Origin of the sequence: Massilia sp. UYP11 (genome assembly GCF_050434805.1) — a bacterium.
In the GTDB taxonomy this organism is placed as follows: Bacteria; Pseudomonadota; Gammaproteobacteria; order Burkholderiales; family Burkholderiaceae_D; genus Telluria.
Window position 1 is genome coordinate 91,455 of record NZ_JBNDJE010000018.1, and the last position, 21,016, is coordinate 112,470.

General features: G+C 67.9%; 14 protein-coding genes and 1 pseudogene. 10 read left to right on the forward strand and 5 right to left on the reverse strand.

Going from position 1 to position 21,016, the window contains the following annotated elements; all coding sequences use genetic code 11:
- The first annotated feature begins 136 nt into the window (after nt 1–136).
- The 3 genes from ABIB38_RS19780 to rfaD are packed head-to-tail and all read left to right on the forward strand — an operon-like array spanning nt 137 to nt 3,878.
- Nucleotides 137–1,750 (forward strand): ABC-F family ATP-binding cassette domain-containing protein, encoded by a 1,614-nt coding sequence (locus ABIB38_RS19780; protein ID WP_429206415.1) that lies wholly within the window; start codon nt 137–139, stop codon nt 1,748–1,750.
- A gap of 51 nt (nt 1,751–1,801) precedes the next feature.
- The gene (waaF, locus tag ABIB38_RS19785) at nt 1,802–2,824 is read left to right on the forward strand and encodes a lipopolysaccharide heptosyltransferase II (RefSeq protein WP_429206416.1); all 1,023 of its coding nucleotides are present in this window, start codon (nt 1,802–1,804) and stop codon (nt 2,822–2,824) included.
- Nucleotides 2,825–2,867: 43 nt separating this feature from the next.
- A complete protein-coding gene (rfaD, locus tag ABIB38_RS19790) occupies nt 2,868–3,878 on the forward strand; it encodes an ADP-glyceromanno-heptose 6-epimerase (RefSeq protein WP_429206428.1) in 1,011 nt (336 codons plus the stop codon).
- A gap of 128 nt (nt 3,879–4,006) precedes the next feature.
- Here rfaD and ABIB38_RS19795 read toward each other — a convergent pair whose 3' ends face one another.
- On the reverse strand, nt 4,007–4,438 hold the full coding sequence (locus ABIB38_RS19795; protein ID WP_429206417.1) for a putative quinol monooxygenase: 432 nt from the start codon (nt 4,436–4,438) through the stop codon (nt 4,007–4,009).
- A gap of 93 nt (nt 4,439–4,531) precedes the next feature.
- On the opposite strand from ABIB38_RS19795, the gene ABIB38_RS19800 reads away from it, so the two are divergent.
- A complete protein-coding gene (locus ABIB38_RS19800) occupies nt 4,532–6,166 on the forward strand; it encodes a M28 family peptidase (protein WP_429206418.1) in 1,635 nt (544 codons plus the stop codon).
- A gap of 28 nt (nt 6,167–6,194) precedes the next feature.
- On the opposite strand, the gene ABIB38_RS19805 is transcribed toward ABIB38_RS19800, so the two are convergent.
- Nucleotides 6,195–8,753 (reverse strand): ATP-binding protein, encoded by a 2,559-nt coding sequence (locus tag ABIB38_RS19805; RefSeq protein WP_429206419.1) that lies wholly within the window; start codon nt 8,751–8,753, stop codon nt 6,195–6,197.
- A 142-nt stretch (nt 8,754–8,895) separates the two neighbouring features.
- Nucleotides 8,896–9,426: an N-acetyltransferase family protein gene (locus ABIB38_RS19810; RefSeq protein WP_429206420.1), complete on the reverse strand. Its 531-nt coding sequence runs from the start codon at nt 9,424–9,426 to the stop codon at nt 8,896–8,898.
- 258 nt (nt 9,427–9,684) lie between these two features.
- On the opposite strand from ABIB38_RS19810, the gene ABIB38_RS19815 reads away from it, so the two are divergent.
- From ABIB38_RS19815 to ABIB38_RS19825, 3 genes are all read left to right on the forward strand, one after another.
- Nucleotides 9,685–10,155 carry a chemotaxis protein CheW gene (locus ABIB38_RS19815; protein ID WP_429206421.1) on the forward strand — a complete coding sequence of 157 codons (471 nt, stop codon included), beginning with the start codon at nt 9,685–9,687 and terminating at the stop codon, nt 10,153–10,155.
- 12 nt (nt 10,156–10,167) lie between these two features.
- On the forward strand, nt 10,168–11,898 hold the full coding sequence (locus ABIB38_RS19820; protein ID WP_429206422.1) for a methyl-accepting chemotaxis protein: 1,731 nt from the start codon (nt 10,168–10,170) through the stop codon (nt 11,896–11,898).
- A gap of 220 nt (nt 11,899–12,118) precedes the next feature.
- Nucleotides 12,119–13,765 (forward strand): methyl-accepting chemotaxis protein, encoded by a 1,647-nt coding sequence (locus ABIB38_RS19825; RefSeq protein WP_429206423.1) that lies wholly within the window; start codon nt 12,119–12,121, stop codon nt 13,763–13,765.
- 58 nt (nt 13,766–13,823) lie between these two features.
- Here ABIB38_RS19825 and ABIB38_RS19830 read toward each other — a convergent pair.
- Together ABIB38_RS19830 and ABIB38_RS19835 are read right to left on the reverse strand one after the other, a co-directional pair.
- Nucleotides 13,824–14,114: pseudogene (locus ABIB38_RS19830) on the reverse strand (IS1595 family transposase); the annotation flags it as partial.
- Between the two features lie 112 nt (nt 14,115–14,226).
- The gene (locus ABIB38_RS19835; protein ID WP_429206424.1) at nt 14,227–15,261 is read right to left on the reverse strand and encodes a porin; all 1,035 of its coding nucleotides are present in this window, start codon (nt 15,259–15,261) and stop codon (nt 14,227–14,229) included.
- 705 nt (nt 15,262–15,966) lie between these two features.
- On the opposite strand from ABIB38_RS19835, the gene ABIB38_RS19840 reads away from it, so the two are divergent.
- From ABIB38_RS19840 to ABIB38_RS19850, 3 genes are all read left to right on the forward strand, one after another.
- Entirely contained in the window at nt 15,967–17,022 is a 1,056-nt protein-coding gene (locus ABIB38_RS19840; protein WP_429206425.1) for an aldose epimerase family protein, read from the forward strand.
- Complete coding sequence (locus ABIB38_RS19845) at nt 17,019–17,900, forward strand: SMP-30/gluconolactonase/LRE family protein (RefSeq protein WP_429206426.1); 882 nt, start codon at nt 17,019–17,021, stop codon at nt 17,898–17,900. Before ABIB38_RS19840 ends, ABIB38_RS19845 begins: the two co-directional genes overlap by 4 nt.
- Before the next feature lie 222 nt (nt 17,901–18,122).
- Nucleotides 18,123–20,876, forward strand: a complete 2,754-nt coding sequence (locus tag ABIB38_RS19850; protein ID WP_429206427.1) for a GAF domain-containing protein — start codon at nt 18,123–18,125, stop codon at nt 20,874–20,876.
- Nucleotides 20,877–21,016: the final 140 nt, after the last annotated feature.

Genomic DNA, 21,016 nt, shown 5'->3' on the forward strand with positions numbered 1-21,016 from the left:
CCTGCCGCCCCGATCCTGCTACCATTGGCTGTCATTTCCCAAGGAGCGCGCGCGTGTAATACCTCATCGATGCCATTTTTTCTCGGTCTTCCCGGCATGGCTGCGGAAGTGTCCAGGCATCCTTGGAGTCTTGCATATGACGCATCCCATTCTGGCGCTCGACGGCGTTTCCCTGTCTCTGCCCGACGGCAGAATCCTGTTTTCAGACCTGCATCATCAGTTCGACCTGCGCCACACCGGCCTGGTGGGACGCAATGGCGTGGGCAAGTCGATGCTGGCGCGCGTGCTGGCCGGCGAGCTGGCGCCCACGAGCGGACGCTGCCTGCGCAGCGGGCGCGTGTCCTTTCTCTCGCAGCAGGCCGGCAGTGGCGGGGCGGACTCGGTGGCCGGGCTGGCTGGCGTCGCGCCGATCACGCACGCGCTGGCGCGCATCGAGGCCGGCAGCGTGGACCCGCATGATTTCGATGCCGTGGGCGAGCACTGGGACATCGCCGCCCGCCTGCGCCAGGCATGCCAGGCGCATGGCCTGCCGCACCTCGACCCCGACACGCCGGTGGCCGCGCTCAGCGGCGGCGAGGCGATGCGGGTGGCGCTGATCGGCGCCACGCTGTTCGATCCCGACTTCCTGATTCTCGACGAGCCGAGCAACCACCTCGATGCAGCGGGCCGCGCGGCGCTGGTGCAGCAGCTGCAGGCATGGCCCAAAGGCCTGCTGGTGATCAGCCACGACCGCGCGCTGCTGGACGCGATGGACTGCATCGTCGAGCTGTCCAGCGAGGGCCTGCGCAGTTACGGCGGCAACTACGCGTTCTACGAGGAGGCGCGCCGCCACGAGCAGGGAGCGGCGCAGGGCGCGCTCGATCATGCGCGCCAGGAATGGCGCCGCGACGAAGCCGCGCGCCGCGCGCAGCGCGAACGCCAGGACCGGCGCCAGGCGCGAGGCAACCGCGACGCCAGGCAGGCCAACCAGGCCGCGATCCTGCTCGGCCGCGGCAAGGACCGCAGCGAGGGCAGCGCCGGCCGCCTGCGCCAGCAACACGAGGCCGCGCGTGCGGAGCAGGCCGGGCGCGTGCGCGACGCCTTTGATCGGGTCGCCGCCGACGCCGCCGTGCGCATCCACGCGGCGGCAGTCGACGGCGCGGGCCAGCGCCGCGTGGCGCGCCTGGAACAGGTCGTGCTGCCCTGGGTGGCCGCGCCGCTGGAGCGCATCAGCGTGAGCCTGACGGGGCGCCAGCGGGTGGGCCTGGTCGGCCCGAACGGCAGCGGCAAGTCGACCCTGCTCAAGGTACTGGCAGGACGGCTCGATCCGCTTGCGGGCGAGCGTCGCCTGCCGGCGCACGTCGCCTGGCTGGACCAGCAGCTGGGCAGCCTTGATCCGCGCCGTTCGACGCTCGACCAACTGCTGGACGTGAACCGCAGCGCCGGGCAGGACATGCTGCGCACCTGGCTGGTCCAGCTGGGCCTGGATGCGTGCGCGATCACCCGGCCGGCCGGCCTGCTGAGCGGCGGCGAGCGCCTGAAGGCGGCCCTGGCCTGCGCGCTGTATGCCGACACGCCGCCGGCGCTGCTGCTGCTGGATGAGCCGAGCAACCACCTCGACCTGGCGTCGCTGGCGGCGCTGGAGGCGATGCTCAGCGGATACCAGGGCGCACTGGTGGTGGTGTCGCACGACCGCGTGTTCCTGGAGCGCATCGGGCTGACCCACCGCTTGTGCGCGCTGGACGGCGGCTGGCGCCTCGAGGAATGCTGAATCGGCCGCGATTGCTATAATCGTGGGTTGGCACACCACCTGAAGAACACCATGTTGCGCACCCTTGTGATTTCCCCGAACTGGATCGGCGACGCCGTGATGGCCCAGCCGCTGCTGCGCCGGCTCAAGGAGCTGGCGCCGGGGAGGCCGATCGACGTGCTGGCCCCGACCTGGGTGGCGCCGGTCTGGCGCGCGATGGCGGAAGTCGACACCGTGATCGAGTCGCCGTTCAAGCACGGTGCGCTGCAGTGGAAGGAGCGCAAGGCCTTCGCCAGGATGCTCGAGGCGCGCGGCTATGCCGACTCCTATGTGCTGCCCAATACCCTGAAATTCGCGCTCATCCCCTGGCTGGCCGGAATCCCGAAACGGGTTGGCTACAAGGGCGAGATGCGCTACGGCCTGGTCAACGTGATGCACCACGACGACAAACAGGCGCCGCGCCCGATGGCCCAGTTCTACCAGGCGCTGGCCGACGCGCCGGTACGACACCTGCCGCGCCCGGAACGCCTGCCGGAACCGGTCATGACGGTCGCCGCGGGCGAAGCCGAGGCTGCGATCGCGCGCCTCCAGCTGCCGGCCGGCGTCTTCGTCGCCTTCGCGCCGGGCGCCGAATTCGGCCCGGCCAAGCGCTGGCCGGCGACTTATTTCGCCGAACTGGCCCGGACCATCCTGGCCAACCGCCCGGACGCGCAGATCCTGCTGCTCGGTTCCCCCAAGGACCGCGCGGTATGCGACGAGATCACGGCCATCGTGCCGCAGGCGCACAACCTGGCCGGCTCGACGTCGCTGAGCGAAGCGATCGCATTGATCTCGGCCGCCGCCGCGGTGGTCACCAACGATTCGGGCCTGATGCACATCGGCGCCGCCCTGGGGCGGCCGCTGGTGGCGATCTATGGCCCCACCGACCCGCGCCACACGCCGCCGCTGTCCCAGCTGGCGCAGATCCTGTGGCTGCACATCGAATGCTCGCCCTGCCAGCAGCGCGAATGCCCGCTGGGGCACCAGAACTGCATGAAGCAGATTCTTCCAGCTGACGTGTGGCAGCCATTGCAACCCATGCTTGCCGGCGCCTAAACCAAGGCAGGAGCGGCGGCACAACGATATTGAAGAGGACTTAATTATGATTCTGGTTACCGGCGCAGCAGGCTTCATCGGCGCGAACCTCGTGCACGCGCTGTCGCAGCGCGAGCCGTTCAGCGTCTTCGCCGTCGACAATATGTCGCGTCCCGAGAAGTTCCACAACATCGTCGACGCCGAGATCGCCGACTATGCCGACAAGGAAGACTTCCTGGTGCGCCTGAAGGCGGGCGAATTCGACAACAAGTTCACCGCCGTGCTGCACCAGGGCGCCTGCTCCAACACGATGGAGACCGACGGCCGCTACATGATGAAGAACAATTACGACTACACGGTCGCCCTGTTCGAATTCTGCCAGCGCCAGGGCATCCCCTTCATCTATGCCTCGTCGGCCGCCGTCTACGGCGCCGGCACCGTGTTCCGCGAGGAGCGCCCGCTCGAACGTCCGCTCAACGTCTACGGCTACTCGAAATTCCTGTTCGACCAGTACCTGCGCCGCTACTGGCAGGCCAAGGGCCAGGACGCCGGCAGCCAGGTGGTCGGCCTGCGCTACTTCAACGTCTACGGTCCGCTCGAAGGGCACAAGGGTACGATGGCGTCGGTGCCGTTCCACCAGTATCACCAGTTCCTCAAGGACGGCAAGGTCAGGCTGTTCGGCGCCAACGAAGGCTATCAGGCCGGCGCCCAGATGCGCGATTTCATCTACGTGGAAGACGTGGTCAAGGTCAACCTGTTCTTCCTCGATCACCCGGACAAGCGCGGCATCTTCAACCTCGGCACCGGCCGCGCGCAGCCGTTCAACGACCTCGCGGTGGCCACCGTCAACGCCCTGGCCAATGAAGGCAAGCCGGCGCTGTCGCTGCAGCAGATCATCGACGGGGGCCTGCTCGAATACCTGCCGTTCCCCGACAAGCTCAAGGGCAAGTACCAGAGCTTCACCCAGGCCGACATCGCGGCGCTGCGCGCGGCCGGCTACGACGAGCCGTTCACCGATGTGGCGAGCGGCGTGGCGAAGTACATGGACTGGCTGCGCGCGCAGCCGGCGCGCTGAGCCCTTTTCAAAAGGCAGCCGCGAGCCGCGCCACAAGCTCGACGCCGATCCAGCCCAGCCGCGCCACCTGCCCACCGAACCCGGCGTGGGCTACCGGCTCCGGCTGGGGCAGTGAGTGTGTGGAGGGCTCAGCGCGCCAGTCCGTGGCCGCCAACCGGTTCGGTCTCGAACCGTTCGGCGAAGCCGGCGATCAGCGGCCGGCCTTTGGCGATGGCGGCCTGCACCGACGGCAGCGACAGCGAAGCCTTGTGGCTGGCCTGGTCTTTCCAGGTCTCGGTGATCCAGATCGCGTCGGCATCCTGCGCGTCTTTCGCGATCACGTAGGCCAGGCAGCCGGGCATGCCGGCGGTGCCGTCCAGCAGGAGGGCGATGAGTGCGTCGCGCTGGCCCGGCTGGGCGCGCATTTTTCCAATCAAACCGTACATCCTGGGCTGCTCCATATCGATGGTGGTGGTGGCGGGGCCGGCGTACGCGCCGGACAGCGGCGTGACGGCCAATGGGGTGATGGCCAATGGTGTAATCGCCAACCCTGCGATCGCCGTGCGGCGGGATACCGGCATATGCTTTCTCCTGGCGTCATTGCAGAGTGACCGACAGTATAAGGCCCTGTTGGTTTAAGATGGTTTTTTTCACCACACTGTCACGGAACTTCGATGCGACTTCATCCCCTCGCCCTGGCCGCCGGCGCCGCCATCCTCGCCTTGTCACAAGCGGCGCACGCCCAGCAACCGTCCGCCATATCGGAAACCGCGCTGCGCGCGCACATGTCGTTCCTGGCCGATGACCTGCTCGAGGGCCGCGGCACCGGCCAGCGCGGCGGCGACCTGACGGTGCGCTACCTCGAGACCCAGGCCGCCCTGATCGGCCTGAAGCCAATCCCCGGCGGCGGCTATCGCCAGAAGGTCGAGATCGAGGGCAGCAAGCTGCTCGAGGGCAGCGCGGTCTTCAGCGCCGGCGGCAAGACCATCGAGCCGGAACTCGGCAAGGGCATCGTGATGGGCACCAGGAGCGGAAAAGAGAACGTGGCGTTCGACGCGCCGCTGGTCTTCGTCGGCTACGGCGCCGCCGCGCCCGAGGAAAACTGGGACGACTACAAGGGTCTGGACGCCAAGGGCAAGATCCTGGTCATGATGGTCGACGATCCCCAGCCCACCGCCGAAGAACCGAACCGCTTCGCCGGCAAGGCCTATACCTGGTACGGCCGCTGGGTCTATAAATACGAGGAAGCCGCGCGCCGCGGCGCCGCCGGCGTGCTGTTGATCCATACCACGCGGTCGGCCTCGTACCCGTGGAGCGTGCCGGCCAACGGCTTCGGCAACGAGCGCTTCGGCCTCAAGGGCAACGGCAACCCGATGGAAGGCTGGCTGCACGAAGACACCGCGCGCGAACTGTTCGCCGCCGGCGGCCATGACCTCGACCAGCTGCGCGCCCAGGCCGAGCGGCGCGATTTCCGCCCGGTCGACCTGAAGGTGGCCGCGAAGGTCGCGCTGCGCTCGACCATCCGTCCGGTGGACCAGTTCAACGTGGTCGGCATCGTGCCCGGCAGCGACCCGAAGCTGAAGGAGCAGGCCGTCATTTATTCTTCGCACTGGGATCACTTGGGCGTGGCAGAAGCGAAACCGGGCGCCGACCCCAAGGCCGACCGCATCTACAACGGCGCGATCGACAACGCCTCGGGCACCGCCGCGCTGCTGGCGATGGCGGCCGAAGCCGTCAAGAAGCCGGCCAAGCGCACCCAGATCTTCCTGTGGCCGGCGGCCGAAGAGCAGGGCCTGCTGGGCGCCGCCGCCTACGTCGCCAAGCCGGTGTGGCCGCTGGCGCAGACCGCCGCCGACCTGAACCTGGACAGCCTGAACTTCGTGGGCCGCACCAGGGACATCGGCGTGGCCGGCGCCGAGCGCAGCTCGCTGTACGAGACCTCGCGGCAGGTGGCGAAGTCGATGGGCCTGAAGATCGCGCCGGCCGTTCCCGACCTGTCGGGGTCCTTCTTCCGCGCCGACCACTTCGCCTTCGCGAAGGCGGGCGTCCCGGCCTTCAACGTCGGTTCGGCCGTGTTCTCGGGCGACGGCCACTTCGAGTTCGAGCAAAACCAGCAAGCATCGAGCGCCCGGATGAAGGACTTCAAGAACCATTACCACCAGGTCACCGACGAATACGTCCCGGAATGGGACCTGTCGGGCATGGTGCAGCAGGCCCAGTTCACGCTCAACCTCGGCTACGCCGTCGCCAACGCGCCGGCCATGCCGACCTGGAACAAGGGCGAAGCCTTCGGCAGCGTGAAGCGCTGAATTGAAGCGCTGAATGTGAAGCGCTGAGCTAGGCCGCCGCGGCGCCGCCGACTGCCGCCAGGATCCGTTCCAGCTCGGCCATGTCGAGCGGCTTGACCAGGTGATGGTCGAAACCGGCGCGGCGGCTGGCTTCGCGATCCTCGGCCTGGCCATAGCCGGTGACCGCCACCAGCAGCGCGCCGGCGCTGGCCGGCTGCGCGCGCAGGCGGCGCGCCAGTTCGAGTCCGTCCATGCCGGGCAGGCCGATGTCGAGCAGGCAGGCGTCGGGTGCGAACGCCTCGGCGCGCGCCAGCGCCGCGAACGGGTCGTGCTCGAGCGCGACTTCGTGGCCGGCGGCGCCGACGTACAGCGCCAGCACCTGGGCCGCGTCGACGTTGTCGTCCACCACCAGCACCCTCAGCGCGCGCGCCGCTTCCACCCGCGCCGCGCCAGGGCCGGCGCCAGGCGCGCCGGCGTTGCGCCCGGCGCAGCGCGGCAGGGTCACCGTGAAGGTGCTGCCCTGGCCCTGGCCGGCACTCTGCACCGCCACGCTGCCGCCGTGCAGCAGGACCAGGCTGCGCACCAGCGCCAGCCCGATGCCCAGGCCGCCCTGGGTGCGGTCCGGCGTGCGCTCGCCCTGCACGAACATCTCGAAGGCGCGCTCCAGCTCGTGCGGCAGCATGCCGATGCCGTTGTCGGCGACGACGATGCGCAGTGTCGTTTCATCGAGTTCGAGCGCCACCGCGATGCGCCCGCCGGCGGCGGTGAACTTGACCGCGTTGTGCAGCAGGTTGCCGACCACCTGCACCAGGCGCTTGCGGTCGCCCATCACCCAGGCCGGCGCCGGCAGCAGCGCGGTCTCCAGGTGGTGCCGCTTCTGGCGCAGCGGCTCGCCCACCTGTTCCAGCGCCTCGAGCACCACCTCGTTGACGTCGATGCGGACCTTCGACAGCGCCACCAGGCCGCGCGTGACGCGCGAGACGTCCAGCAGGTCGTCGACCAGGCCGGCCATGTGGCGCGCCTGGCGCGCGATGATGCCGCTGATCTGGCGCGTGCGCGCCGGATCCAGGCCGTCCCGGCCCAGCAGCTGGGCGCCCGAGGCGATCGGCGCCAGGGGATTTCTCAGTTCGTGCGCCAGCATGGCCAGGAATTCGTTCTTGCGGCGGTCGGCCTCGCGCAAGCCTTCCTCGGCGTTGACGCGGTCGGTGACGTCCTGGATGGTGCCGCGCAAGGCCGTCACGCGGCCGTCGGCGTCGAGCACCGCTTCGCAGTGCAGGTCGATCCAGATGCGGTGGCCGTCGGCGTGCAGCACCTGCATCTGCAGGCGGCCATTGCCGCCGTCGCGCTCCAGCTCGCGCAGCAGGGCGTCAAGCCGATCCCATGAGTCCTCGGGCAGCAGGGTGCCGCGCTGCTGCGCGAATGGCGGCAGCGCGCGCCCGCTGATGTAAGTCACCGATTCCGAGGTCTCGATCGCGCCGGTGGCCAGCGTCAGGTGCCAGGTGCCGAAGCGCGCCATCCGGTGCGCGTCGCGCAGCTCGGCCTCCTTGACCGCCAGCGCCTGCGCGCGCTCGCCCAGCAGGCGCGAGGCGGCGCCGATCGCCTCGGCCACCTCGGCCGTCTCCTTGACGTAGGCATGGGCGAAGCGCGGGGGATCCTCGCCCTTGCCCAGTGCCACCGCCGGCGCCGTCAGGCCCTGGACCGCGCTGGCCAGCCGGCCGCCGATCTGCCACGCCAGCCACAGGCCGATCGCGAACAGCAGGGTGATGCCGGTCAGGAGCGCCGCCAGCGGCTCGAACATGGCCTCGTTCAGGTTCGCGCGCGGCACGCCGATCGCCACGTGCCAGCCGGTGGCGCGCGAGCGCGAGTAGAAGGTCAGCAGGGTCGTTCCTTCCTGCGAGACCGAGGGCACGATGCCTTCGGGTGCGCTCAGGATGGCGCGGTACAGGGGATCGGTGACGCGCTTGCCGACGAACAGCTCCGGGCTGAGGTTGCGCGCGAAGATGGTGCCGGCGGCGTCGATCACCGAGGCGCGCGCGCCGTCCGCCACCGCCTTGGGCGACAGCATGTCGTCGAAGTAGTCGGGCTGCACGCCGACGCTCAGCACGTAGGCGATGCGGCCGTCGACCAGCACCGGAACGTTGACGCTGACGGTGGGGCGCTTACCTACCGCGCTGGTGAACGCGTTCGAAATCGAGGGTTTGCCGCTGGCGAACACGCTCTCGAGCTGCTGCGCGCGTCCGACCGGGAGCCCGGCGCCATAGGGAAGGCTGGTGTTGAAGATCTGCTGCCCGCTGCGGTCGCGCAGGACGGCGCCCATGCCGGGGCCGGCCAGCCGCAGGGCTTTGCGCGCCTGGCGGTGCGCGCGCGCGAAATCGGCGCTTTGCAGCGCGTCGAGGGTCGACAGGGTCTGGGCGATTGCCTGCGCCTGCAGCAGCTTGCTGTCGACCGTGTGCACCAGCGCGCGCACGGTCTGCATGGTATTGCGCTCGTACTGGGCGCGGCTCTTGCGGTATTGATCGATGAACAACAGCGAGGCGCCGACCACGCCCGGCAGCAGGGTCGCCAGGACGAGCCAGAGCAGGTAGGCCCGCAGCGGCCTGCGGGTCATGATGGAGGAGGCGCCAATCACATTGCTTTCCGGAAGTTTTGAACTGGCGATTCTACGCGCAATCTTCCCCGGGCACACTGGCCGGCGCGGTCGCTCATGGCCGGCGCACGATGGCGCGCAATCGTCGCGCGGTAGCGGCGGCTCAGGGACGGCTGCGGCTGAACAGTGTCTTGTAGTAGATCACCGTCGCGTGCCAGCGGCCGTTCGGGGTGCAGGCGTATTCGGGCAGCTCGCCGACCCGCTGGTAGCCGGTCTTGCGGTACAGCGCTTCGGCCTCGGACCCGGCCGCCGTGTCGAGGTAGAGCAGGCCGCGGCGCAGCGCCAGCGCCTCGATCTCGAGCGCCTGCATCAGGGCGGTGCCGATGCCCCGGCGGCGCTCGGTGCAATGCACCAGCACCTTCTGCACCTCGGCGCGGTTGTTGCCGTTCGGTTTCAGGCACAGCGCGAGCTGGGCGCTGCCGACCAGGTTGCCGTCGCGCTCGGCCGCGAGCAGCACGCGCCGCCCGGCGCCGACCTCGTCCGCCACGGCCTGCCAATAGGCGTCGAGCTGGTCCTGGTCGAGTCCGTTAAGAAAGCCCAGCGAATGGCCATCGGCGACGGCGTCGAGCAGCAGCGTGGCCAGTTGCGGCTTGCGCTCGGCGATGGCGCGCGGGTCGAGTCGGCGGATGATCATGATGGCTCCTGGTTGGGTAGGTGGCGCACCGGATCGCAGTGCGGAGAAATTTTATTTCCGAAGCACAATTTATGCCAACTGGTATGGCACTGAGTTGGAAAGCCTGTTCAAAATCGTTGCTATCACGCCATAGTTAAACCTAAATTAGAACGAATTTCACGGGTATTGACACTTGTCCATCGACAGCCGCAAGCGGCGTCAGTAACGTATTTCCGTTGAGAAATTTATTGACGCAGCAACCATTGGACGGGAAACGATATGGAAACGAGCAACGAGAACGAAGTGCTGTCTTTCCGCCTCGGAAAGGAAGAGTACGCGATCAGCATCCTGAAGGTGCAGGAAATCCGCGGCTACGAAGCGCCCACGCGGCTGGCCAGCGCGCCGGCGCACCTGAAAGGCATCATCAACCTGCGCGGCGCCATTGTTCCGATCGTCGACATGCGCCTGAAGTTCGGCATCGGCGCCGCGGTGTATGACGCGTTCACCGTCGTGATCATCCTCAACATCGAGCACCACGTGATCGGCATGGTGGTCGACAGCGTCTCGGACGTGGTCACCCTGAGCCCGGAGCAGATCCGGCCCGCCCCCGAGATGCAGGCCACGCTGGACGGCAACTGCCTGCTTGGCCTGGGCACCGTGGACGAGCGGATGCTGATCCTGCTCGATATCGACAAACTGATGCAGTCCGACGAGCTCGGGCTGGTGGCAGAGCTGCCGCGCGCTGCCTGAAAGGGAACCGACATGACACTTGCACACCTGAATATCGGAAAACGGCTCGCCCTGGGCTATGGCGTGATCTGTGCCATGCTGGTGGTGATGATCGTGATGAGTAATGCAATGCTGGGCCGGATCAATGCCGGCACCGACGAGATCGTCAACGGCCGGATGCCGCGCATCGAGCTCACCAACAGGATGCAGATGGAGGTCAGCGATATCGCGATCGCCGTGCGCAATATGATGCTGAGCAGCGACGCGGCCGACCATGCGCGCCAGGTGGATGTCATCATAACGTCGCGCAAGGCAATCGACGAAATCCTGGCCCAGATGAAGGATGCGCTGACCAACCCGAAAGCGGTCGAGCTGCTCGAACAGATGAACAAGGAAGTCGTGTCATACAAGGCGGGCCAGGATGCAATGATCAAGCATATCGCCGCCGGCGACATGGAGGCGGCGCACGCGCTGCTGGCGGACGACTTGCGTCCGCTGGTGCGGCGGCTCAAGCAGGCGACCGGCGAACAGATCGCGCTGCAGAACGAGATCGCCACCCAGGCGGCGCGCGATGCCGATGCCACCTACCGCAGCACCAGCATGCTGATGTGGGGCCTGGGCGGCGCCGCGCTGGCGCTGGCGGCCCTGGTGGCGTGGCGGATCACCCGTTCCATCACCGAGCCCCTGGGCCGTGCGCTCCAGATTGCCAATACCGTGGCCGCGGGCGACCTGACCAGCCGCATCGAGGTCACCGCGCGCGACGAGACCGGCCAGCTGCTGCAGGCCCTGAAGAGCATGAACGAGAGCCTGGCGCGCACCGTCGGCGCCGTGCGCGTCGGCACCGACACCATCGCGGTGGCCGCCGGCCAGGTGGCGGTGGGCAGCCAGGACCTGTCGGGCCGCACCGAGCAGCAGGCATCGGCGCTGGAAGAAGCGGCGTCCTCGATGGAAGAGCTGACGTCGACCGTGCGCCAGAACGCCGACAATGCGCGCCAGGCCAATGTGCTGGCCACGGCCGCATCGAACGTGGCGGCCCGCGGCGGCGCCGTGATCGAGCAGGTGGTGGGCACCATGGACGCGATCAACGCTTCATCAAGCAAGATCAATGACATCATCGGCGTCATCGACGGCATCGCCTTCCAGACCAATATCCTGGCGCTCAACGCGGCGGTCGAAGCGGCCAGGGCCGGCGAGCAGGGCCGGGGCTTTGCCGTGGTGGCGAGCGAGGTGCGCAACCTGGCCCAGCGCTCGGCAGCGGCCGCCAAGGAGATCAAACAGCTCATCGGCGACTCGAGCGACAAGGTGGCCGGCGGCAGCCGCCTGGTGGCCGAAGCCGGCGCCACGATGGCGGAGATCGTCGACAGCGTGCGCCGCGTGACCGACATCATGGGCGAGATCAGTTCCGCCAGCCACGAGCAGACCGAGGGCATCGAGCAGATCAACGGGGTGGTGGCGCAGATGGACGAGGGCACGCAGCAGAACGCGGCCCTGGTCGAGGAGGCGGCGGCCGCGGCGGCGGCGCTGCGCGAGCAGTCGACCTTGCTGGCGCAGGCCGTGTCGGTGTTCCGGATCGACGGCGCGCAGATGCTGGCGGCGTCGAGCGCCGCGGTGGACGCGTCGCCGGCGGGCGCGGGGCCGGTGGTGGCGCCGGTGGCGCCGCCGGCGCGGCCGGTACTGGCCGCAGGCAAGCCACGTGCGCGCCCGGCTGCGGCGACATCGACGGCGAAGGCGACGGAGGCGGCGGGGGAGTGGGAAGCGTTCTGAGGCCGGAGGATTGACAGCCGCGACGGCAAGCCTGGCTTGCCGTTTTGCTGTTTTGATATGAATCATTACTAAAAACCTTGCATATCGTCCAGAAAATAGCTCGATCAGGCGGATATCCCCGATTCGTTAGCGTGCACACATCGTCATAGCAAGAACTTGAACGTACTCTAATTTCCATTTGGAAATATCTATTAATAGAATGGAAATGAGGAGTACGACCATGAAGTTAGCAAACCTGGGTATCGGCAAGCGCCTGGCGCTGGGTTTCGGCGCCGTCAGCCTGATGCTGGTGCTGATCAGCGCCCTGAGCAATGCCTCCATCCTGCGCCTGAACAACGGCACCAGGGAGATCGTCGAACACCGCATCCCGGCCATCGAGATGAGCAACCGGATCGATGCCCAGATCAGCATCATCGCCATCGCCGTGCGCAATATGATGCTCAACGACGATCCGGTCGACCGCCGGCTGCAGGTCGGGGCGATCGAGGACGCGCGCAAGGTGATGACCACCACCCTGGTCGAGATCGAGCCGACCCTGCTGGCGCATGCCGCCTCGATCGGCATCCTGCGCCGCATGGAAACGGCCAGCGCCAGCTATCTGGCCGGCGCCGACGAGCTGGTCAAGCTGATCCAGGCCGGCGAGGACGCGCAGGCCAGGGCTTATCTGCTCAACGAGCTGCGTCCGCGCCTGGGCGCCCTGAAAGAGGCCATCGGCGCCGAGCTGGCGCTGCAGAAACAGTTCAGCGAGGCGGCGGCGCAGGATGCGGCCGCGACCTACGGCAGCACCATCCGCCAGACCTGGGGCCTGGGCCTGTTCGCGCTGGCGCTGGCTGCGGGCATCGCCCTGTGGATCACGCGGTCGATCACCCGGCCGGTGGCGCGCGCGCTGGAAGTGGCCAATACCGTGGCCGCGGGCGACCTCACCAGCCGCATCGAGGTCACCACGCGCGACGAAATGGGTCAGCTGCTGCAGGCCCTGAAGACCATGAACGAAAGCCTGGCGCGCACCGTCGGCGCCGTGCGCGCCGGCACCGACACCATCGCGGTCGCCGCCGAGCAGGTCGCCGCCGGCAGCCTGGACTTGTCGAGCCGTACCGAACAGCAGGCGTCGGCGCTGGAAGAAACCGCGTCATCGATGGAAGAGCTGACCTCGACCGTGCGCCAGAACGCCGACAACGCGCGCCAGGCCAGCATGCTGGCCGCATCCGCGTCCGGCGTGGCCGCGCGCGGCGGCGACGTCATCCATCAGGTGGTCGGCACGATGGACGAGATCCAGGCGTCTTCGAGCAAGATCGGCGACATCATCGGCGTCATCGACGGCATCGCTTTCCAGACCAATCTCCTGGCGCTGAACGCCGCGGTCGAAGCGGCCAGGGCCGGCGAGCAGGGCCGGGGCTTTGCCGTGGTGGCGAGCGAGGTGCGCAACCTGGCCCAGCGCTCGGCGGCGGCGGCCAAGGAAATCAAGGGGCTCATCGGCGACTCGAGCGACAAGGTGGCCAATGGCAGCCGGCTGGTGGCCGAGGCCGGCGCCACGATGGACGAGATCGTCGACAGCGTGCGCCGGGTGACGGACATCATGGCCGAGATCAGCGCGGCGAGCCGGGAGCAGACCGACGGCATCGAACAGATCAACGGGGCGGTGGCGCAGATGGACGAAGGCACGCAGCAGAACGCGGCCCTGGTCGAGGAAACCGCCGCCGCATCGAATGCGATGCAGGAGCAGGCGGCGCGGCTGGCGCAGGCAGTGGCGGTATTCCGGATCGCCGCCGCCCCGGCTGCCGCAGCGCCGAGGGCGGCCGTGCGGGCGCCGGCGTCGCGCCGCCCGGCGGTCGCCGGCCCTGCCGCAGCCGGGGCGGCGGCGTTCTGAGCGATTGTCCGACCAGCGCGAACCGGACGGCCAAATCGAGCCGCTGCACCCGTCGGCTGTCGATGACGCCGAATGTGATGCGCAGCAAGTGCTCAACAGAAGCGACTCGCCCGCCATCGCGCCCGATGCCAGCCGAGGTAGTTGGGTAGCCGGCGCGACGCCACGTCATGAAAGCGCCAGCCATTCCTTGAAGCGTCGGTGACAGCCGTTGACGTGCTGGACATGGAGGGCGCCCCCGACGGCCTTGCGGACCCGTTCGCCGGCGCCGGCATTGACGGCCTGGTGCGCGACGCCGAGGGGCACGCGCGAAGGCATGGGCGGCGCTGGCGTCCGTGACCAGCAGCGCCTGGGGCGCATCCACAGCGAACGAGGACAGCGCCAAATAAAAACGGCAAGCCGCGAGGCTTGCCGTTGTTGTGCTTCGTGCCGGGTGACGCACACCCGGATCGAGGCGGCGTCGTTTAGAACGAGTGACGCAGGCCGACGTTGTAGACCTGTGGGTCCGAACCGAAGGCGGTTGCTGGCAGGGCGACGGTGCCTGCTGCCGAGGTCAGCGAGAACACGCCGTTGCTGTTGTTGCGCAGCTTGGCGTACGACGCGTACACGTTGGTGCGCTTCGACAGGGTGTAGGTGTAGGCCAGGGTGACTGCCTTGCCTTCCGTATCGCCCAGCTCCTGCTCTTGCTGCTGGTAGTTCAGGTAGACGCGGCTGGCGCCGAAGCCGTACGAAATACCGGCGTTCATCTGCTCGTACTTGTTGTCGATGCGGTTGGCGAATTCAGGATCGGCTGCCATGTAGCCGCCACGCAGTTCGAAGTCGCCGAACTTGTAGCCCAGGCCGAAGTTGTATTCCTTGCTGTCGCCCGATGGCAGGTCTTCGCGGTTCTGGTAGCCAGCGCCGACGTAGAAGCCCGCGTTCGCGTATTCCAGCGCCACGCCGGTGATGTCGCCGGTGTCTTGCGTGGTGGTCTCGTTACGCTCGCCCGCGCCATAGGCTGCGCGCAGAGTGAAGCCGTTCAGCGCGTTGCTCTGGTAGTTGACCGAGTTGTCCAGGCGACGGGTCAGGCGGTTGGTGCCGAAGGCTGCCAGGTTGGAACCGTAGAAACCCTGGCCCAGGATGTCCGATGCGCCAGCGACGGCGGCGATCGGGCCGTATTCGCGGCCGACGGTCACGGTGCCGAAGGCGCCTTGCAGGCCGACCACGGCGCGGCGGTCGAACAGACGCGAGTTGGTCGCGCCGGTGTCGGCAGCGATGGCGGCTTCGATGTTGAACAGTGCTTTCAGACCATTGCCCAGGTCTTCGGTGCCACGGAAGCCGAGACGGCTTGCCGACTGGGTGCCCGACTGCACGACGGTGCGGCTGCTTTCGCCTGGCGCATCGTTGTTTTCGACGCCGATCGAGGCGTCGATCATGCCGTACATGGTGACGCTGGTTTGTGCTTGAGCCGCCAGCGGGAGTGCCGACACGAGGGCGATGGCAAGGATTTTGTGCTTCATGGATGTCTCTCCAGTGTTTGTTTGTGAAATAGCATATTCATGATGACATGCCAGACGGACATTTGTCATCGGTCCCCAACCAATCGAAACGAGGGCGAAACCCCCAATTGACAAGCGCGAATCGACCTCGCACGCCGCCGTTTTCATAGGAGAACCCTGTATTGGCGGGCTCCGTGCGAAGTAACCCGGGGGACATCGGAGGGCCTAAAAAAATTGCTGATAATCAATTTATTGCGTTGCAATAACGCCACATTTTCGCCATTGACATCTGCTGCGGTGCGCAATAACGGTGCGAATCCCCACTGCCGCTGGTGTAGCGGCGGCGGCCGGCGCGGCGCGCATGGATGCCCGCGCACGCTGTTGCCGGGTACCAGATAGGCCTCGTCTGCCTGTGGCCCTTGCACTATGCATATGCGCTTTTTGCACCGCGGTAGTGCATCGTCTCCGCACCCGCCGGCGTGGCCCGGCGCAACAGACTTGACAGTCGCCTCGATACGTCGATGGTGTCGGAGCCATGGGGGCAGGCCGCTTTCGATGTGCGACGGGGCGCCACGACCAGGCCGGCGCGGATGCCGACCTGATCGCTTCAGCGTGTGGTCCAAGTCGGCGCGGCCGGCCTCGGCGCCATGCTACGATCACGGCGTCGATGGCCCCGGCCACGATTCGCTTATTGATATGGACGACATTCCAGAGGACCGATACGACGTGCAAACCGGTATCACGCAAGCGCCATTCGGCCGACTGCCCGACGGCAGGGCCATCACCCAGTTCACGCTGACCAATGCCGGGGGCATGGTGGCGAAGATCATCGACTTTGGTGGCGTCATCACCGAGCTCCATGCGCCCGACCGCGACGGCAACTTCGCCGACGTGGTGCTGGGCTTCGGTTCGCTTGAGCACTACCGCACGGACAGCCCCTATTTTGGGGCGCTGATCGGCCGCTACGGCAACCGCATCCGGCATGGACGCTTCACGCTCGACGGACAAGAAGTGCAGCTCCCGGTCAATAACGGCAACAACCACCTGCATGGCGGGCCGGATGGCTTCGACCGCGTCAAATGGGAGGCAGCGGTGATTGGCGCCAGCCTGCGCCTGCGGTATCGCAGCGTCGATGGCGAGATGGGCTATCCGGGCAACCTCGATGCGACCGTCACCTACACGCTCCTCGACACCAACGAGCTGGTGGTGTCGTTCCACGCCGTCACCGACAAGGCGACGCCGGTCAACCTGACCCAGCACAGCTACTTCAACCTGGCCGGCGACGGCGACATCCTCGGCCACGTCCTGAACATCGAGGCCGACGCCTTCGTGGCCATCGATGCCGAATCGATCCCGACCGGCGAGCTGACGCCGGTGAGCGGCACGCCGTTCGATTTCCGCACGCCGCGCCCGATCGGCGAGCGCATCGGCTGGCCGGACGAGCAGCTGGGCCATGGCGGCGGCTATGATCACACCTTCGTGCTCGACAAGCCGCAGGGCAAGGCGTTGCGCCGCGCCGCGCGCGTGTACGAGCCGGGTTCCGGGCGGGTGCTGGAATTGTGGACCGAGGAGCCGGGCGTACAGTTCTACAGCGGAAACTTCCTCGACGGTTCGCTTGCGGGCAAGGGCAGGACGTACCCGCACCGCAGCGGCTTGTGCCTGGAGCCGCAGCATTTCCCCGATTCGCCGAACCAGCCGCAATTTCCGGACGTGATCCTGCGTCCGGGCCAGGTGTACCAGACCGAGTCGCGCTTTCGCTTCCTGGTGGAGCCGGGCGCATGATGGAGGTGCTGCAGGGCGCCGGGCACGAGCTCGGCGAATGCGCGCTGTGGTGCGAGCGCACCGGCCGGCTGCTGTGGACCGACATCCCGGCCGCCACCCTGTGGTCGCATTCGCCTTCGACCGGCCGCACCGCCAGCTGGAAGATGCCCGAGCGCCTGTGCAGCTTCGCGCTCACCGGCAGCGACGATCGCCTGCTGCTGGGGCTTGCCTCCGGCCTGGCCTTTTTCACGTTCTCGACCGGCAAGGTCACGCGCATCGTCGACGTCGAAGCGGATGATCCCTCGACGCGCCTGAACGACGGACGCTGCGACCGCCAGGGACGCTTCGTGTTCGGCATGTTCAACCAGGACGAGAATCCGAAGCGCGCGGTGGGCGGCTTTTATCGCCTGAACCTCGACCTGTCGCTGGAGTCGCTGCCGCTGCCGAAGGCGGCGATCGCCAACAGCATCTGCTTCAGCCCCGACGGCCGGCGCATGTATTTCGCCGACTCGCAAGAGAAGGCCATCCTGTACGCCGACTACGATCCCTGCAGCGCCCGGGTCGGGCGCGTGCACACCTTCGTCGCGGCCGATGCCGCGCCGGGCGAGCCGGATGGCGCCACGGTCGACGCCGAGGGTTTCCTGTGGAGCGCGCGCTGGGGCGCGGGGCAGGTGCTGCGCTTCGCCCCAAGCGGCAAGCTGGATCGGGTAGTCCCGCTGGCCGCGCCGCAGCCGAGCTGCCCGGCGTTCGGCGGGCCCGGCCTGTCGACGCTGTTCGTCACCAGCGCCCACGCGGGCATGACGGCGATCGACCGGGCTGCGGCGCCGCTGTCGGGGGCGGTGTTCCAGCTGCCCCTGGACGTGCGCGGCTTGCCCGAAGCGCGCTTTCTTCACCGCTGAGCGTTGCCGTGGGCGGCCGCAACCGCCGGGCTCGATTCAATTGTGTCATCGACACAACCACCAAAAGTCACGGATGTGTAACGGGCGCAGCCTGTTTCGTTTGCTCGCTATAATCGCCCACGATAAGAAAAATGTTGGCGGCCGGGCAATAAGAACGCTTCGGGAAACGTTCCAGTGTATCAAGCCCAGCCAGCTTTGCGAGAACCATACTGGGCAATCCTGATGAGCAATCTGAGCAGTTTCCCGCCGGCGGCCGTCGGCGGCTTGGCGCTGGGAGAGCCGGCGCAGTCCGAGCCACACGCCTGGCCCGAGGGCCTGCGCGCCATCTTCGACCTGATCCTGGCATCGCGCTTTCCGATGTTCCTGGCCATCGGCCACGACCTGCGCCTGTTCTATAACGACGCCTATTCCGACTTGCTCGGTGACAAGCACCCGGCCGCGTGCGGCGCGCCATACGCCAGCGTCCGGCCCGAATTGTGGGAGCGCATGCGGCCCTATTTCGCACGCGTGCTGGCCGGCGAAGCGACCCAGCTCCAGCACGCCCTGATGGAATTCGAGCGCAACGGCAAGCGCGAGCGGCGTTTCTTTTCCATCTCGCTGTCGCCGGTGCGCCATGCGGGGCAGGTGGCCGGCGTCTATTGCGTGTTCACCGAGACCACGTCCGACGTGCTGTCCGAGCACCGCCACGCGTTTCACCAGAAGCTGGGCGAGACCCTCGACGGCCTGGATGACGCCGCCCACATCATCAAGGCCACCAGCGCCATGACCGGGCAGACCCTGGGCGTGGCGCGCGTCGGCTATGGCGAGATCGATCAAGCGGGCCGTACCGTGAACGTCGACCGCGACTGGACCGACGGCCGCATGGCCAGCCTGGCCGGCATGTCGCATGCGCTGGACGACTTCGGACCCGGGATCGCCGCCATGCTGCGCCAGGGCCGCACCGTGCGCATCGACGACGTCGCGGCCGACGCCCACTCGGCGCCATGCGCCGCGGCCTATGCCGGCATCGGCGCGCGCGCCGCGGTGATCGTGCCGATCATCGAAGAAGGCCGCCTGTCGGCCGTGTTCTACCTGCACGAACCGTCCGCGCGCCACTGGACCGAGCAAGAAACCGCGATGGCCGAGGACGTGGCGCGCCACACGCGCGAAGTGGTGCGCCGCTCGCGCCTCGAGGAAACCCTGCGCGACGAGTCCCGGGTGCTGGAGGCCGTCAACCGCACCGGCCAGGTGCTGGCCTCGACGCTCGACCTGGCCACGCTGTCGCAGGCGGTCACCGACGCCGGCACGGAGCTGAGCGGTGCGCGCTACGGCGCCTTCTTCCACCATGCCGACGGCGAGCGCGAACCCTTGCGCTTGTACGCGCGGTCGGGCGCCGCGTGCGACGGGTTCGAGCGGATCGGGCCGCCGCTGTCGGCCGAGATTGTCCGCCTGGTGATGCAGGGCCACGGCGCGCTGCGCAGCAACGACATCGGCAGCGACCCGCGCTATGCCTCCCTGGCGGCCTGCGGCATGCAGCCGGGCCACCTCGCGGTGCGCAGCTTCCTGGCGGTGCCGGTGGTCTCGCACTCGGGCCGGGTGCTGGGCGGCCTGTTCTTCGGCCATCCCGACGCCGGCGTGTTCAGCGAGCGCACCGAACGCATCGTGTCCGGCATCGCGGCCCAGGCCGCGGTGGCAATGGACAACGCCCAGTTGTACGAAATCGCCCAGAAGTCGGCGCTCGAGCGCGACGCGCTGCTGCAGAGCGAGCGCGCGGCGCGCGTGCAGGCCGAGCGCCTCAGCCACGCCAAGGACGAATTCCTGGCCATGCTGGCGCACGAGCTGAGAAATCCCCTGGCGCCGATCAGCAGCTCGGCCAGCCTGCTGAGCATGCAGTTCGCCACCGAGCCGCGCATCTGCCAGACCAGTTCCATCATCAGCCGCCAGGTCAAGCACATGAGCCGCCTGATCGACGACCTGCTGGACGTCTCGCGCGTGACGCGCGGCCTGGTCAAGCTCAAGCTGGCGACGGTCGATTTTCGCGAGGTCGTGACCGGGGCGCTCGACCAGACCCGCCCGCTGGTGCTGGAAAAAGCGCACCAGGTGCGGGTGGAACTGCCGGAGGCCCCGGTCTGGGTGCGCGGCGACCAGACGCGCCTGGTGCAGAGCGTGGCCAATATCGTCAACAACGCCGCCAAGTACACGCAGAAAGGCGGCCAGCTGGCGCTCAGGCTCGAGGTGGTCGATGGCCGCATGGTCTTGCGCGTGCGCGACAACGGGTCCGGCATGCCGCCCGACCTGGTGCCGAGCGTGTTCGACCTGTTTACGCAAGGCGCGCGCACGCTGGCGCGCTCGCAGGGCGGCCTCGGGCTGGGCCTGACGCTGGTCAAGCGCCTGGTCGACCTGCACGAGGGCGAGGTGGCGGCGCACAGCGACGGCGTCGGCTTCGGCAGCACCTTCACGCTCACCTTGCCCTGCGTGACGCTCGCGTGCGACGGCAGTGACGTGCAGCCGGGCGACCCCGAGGCCGCGCGCGCCGTCCTGCAGCGCAAACTGCGGGTGCTGATCGTGGACGACAACAGCGACGCCGCGGACAGCCTGGCCAACCTGCTGCAGGTGCAGGGCCACGCCACCTCGGTCGAGTACGACGCCCAGTCGGCCCTGCGCCGCGCGCGCGCCGAGCGGCCCGACGTGATGCTGATCGATATCGGCCTGCCCGACGTCGACGGCTACCAACTGGCGCAAGAGCTGCGGTCCCTGCCCGAGACGGCGGCCACGGTGCCGGTCGCGGTGACCGGCTACGGCCAGGCCAAGGACCGCGAACGGGCGCTGCAGGCGGGCTTCGCCCATCACCTGGTCAAGCCGGTCGACATGACGGCGCTGGTGCGCGTCCTCGAGTCCAGCGCGGCGCTCGCGGCGGTGGCGGAAGCGGCGTCCGGCCCCGTGGCGCCCAGGCCGGCTTCGGCGTCCGAATCCGAAGAGACGATGGCGCCGGCCTGAATCGACCGCCGGACCACGGCCGTCCGGGGCGGGGGCTTTTTACAGTCAGCTCGAACTTGCTCATTGTTGCGCGGTCTTATGCAATATGAGCAAGCTTGTTTCGATCAGAGTCGCCGCCAAGGCGCTTGGTGTCTCGGCCA

Bases quoted from the DNA above. Each gene is read 5' to 3' on its own strand.
- waaF (WP_429206416.1), top strand. From the start codon at position 1,802: ATGTTGCGCACCCTTGTGATTTCCCCGAACTGGATCGGCGACGCCGTG.
- ABIB38_RS19810 (WP_429206420.1), bottom strand. From the start codon at position 9,426: ATGATCATCCGCCGACTCGACCCGCGCGCCATCGCCGAGCGCAAGCCG.
- ABIB38_RS19835 (WP_429206424.1), bottom strand. From the start codon at position 15,261: ATGAAGCACAAAATCCTTGCCATCGCCCTCGTGTCGGCACTCCCGCTG.
- ABIB38_RS19780 (WP_429206415.1), top strand. From the start codon at position 137: ATGACGCATCCCATTCTGGCGCTCGACGGCGTTTCCCTGTCTCTGCCC.
- ABIB38_RS19825 (WP_429206423.1), top strand. From the start codon at position 12,119: ATGAAGTTAGCAAACCTGGGTATCGGCAAGCGCCTGGCGCTGGGTTTC.
- ABIB38_RS19820 (WP_429206422.1), top strand. From the start codon at position 10,168: ATGACACTTGCACACCTGAATATCGGAAAACGGCTCGCCCTGGGCTAT.
- ABIB38_RS19795 (WP_429206417.1), bottom strand. From the start codon at position 4,438: ATGCCGGTATCCCGCCGCACGGCGATCGCAGGGTTGGCGATTACACCA.
- ABIB38_RS19845 (WP_429206426.1), top strand. From the start codon at position 17,019: ATGATGGAGGTGCTGCAGGGCGCCGGGCACGAGCTCGGCGAATGCGCG.
- ABIB38_RS19800 (WP_429206418.1), top strand. From the start codon at position 4,532: ATGCGACTTCATCCCCTCGCCCTGGCCGCCGGCGCCGCCATCCTCGCC.
- ABIB38_RS19850 (WP_429206427.1), top strand. From the start codon at position 18,123: ATGAGCAATCTGAGCAGTTTCCCGCCGGCGGCCGTCGGCGGCTTGGCG.
- ABIB38_RS19815 (WP_429206421.1), top strand. From the start codon at position 9,685: ATGGAAACGAGCAACGAGAACGAAGTGCTGTCTTTCCGCCTCGGAAAG.
- ABIB38_RS19805 (WP_429206419.1), bottom strand. From the start codon at position 8,753: ATGACCCGCAGGCCGCTGCGGGCCTACCTGCTCTGGCTCGTCCTGGCG.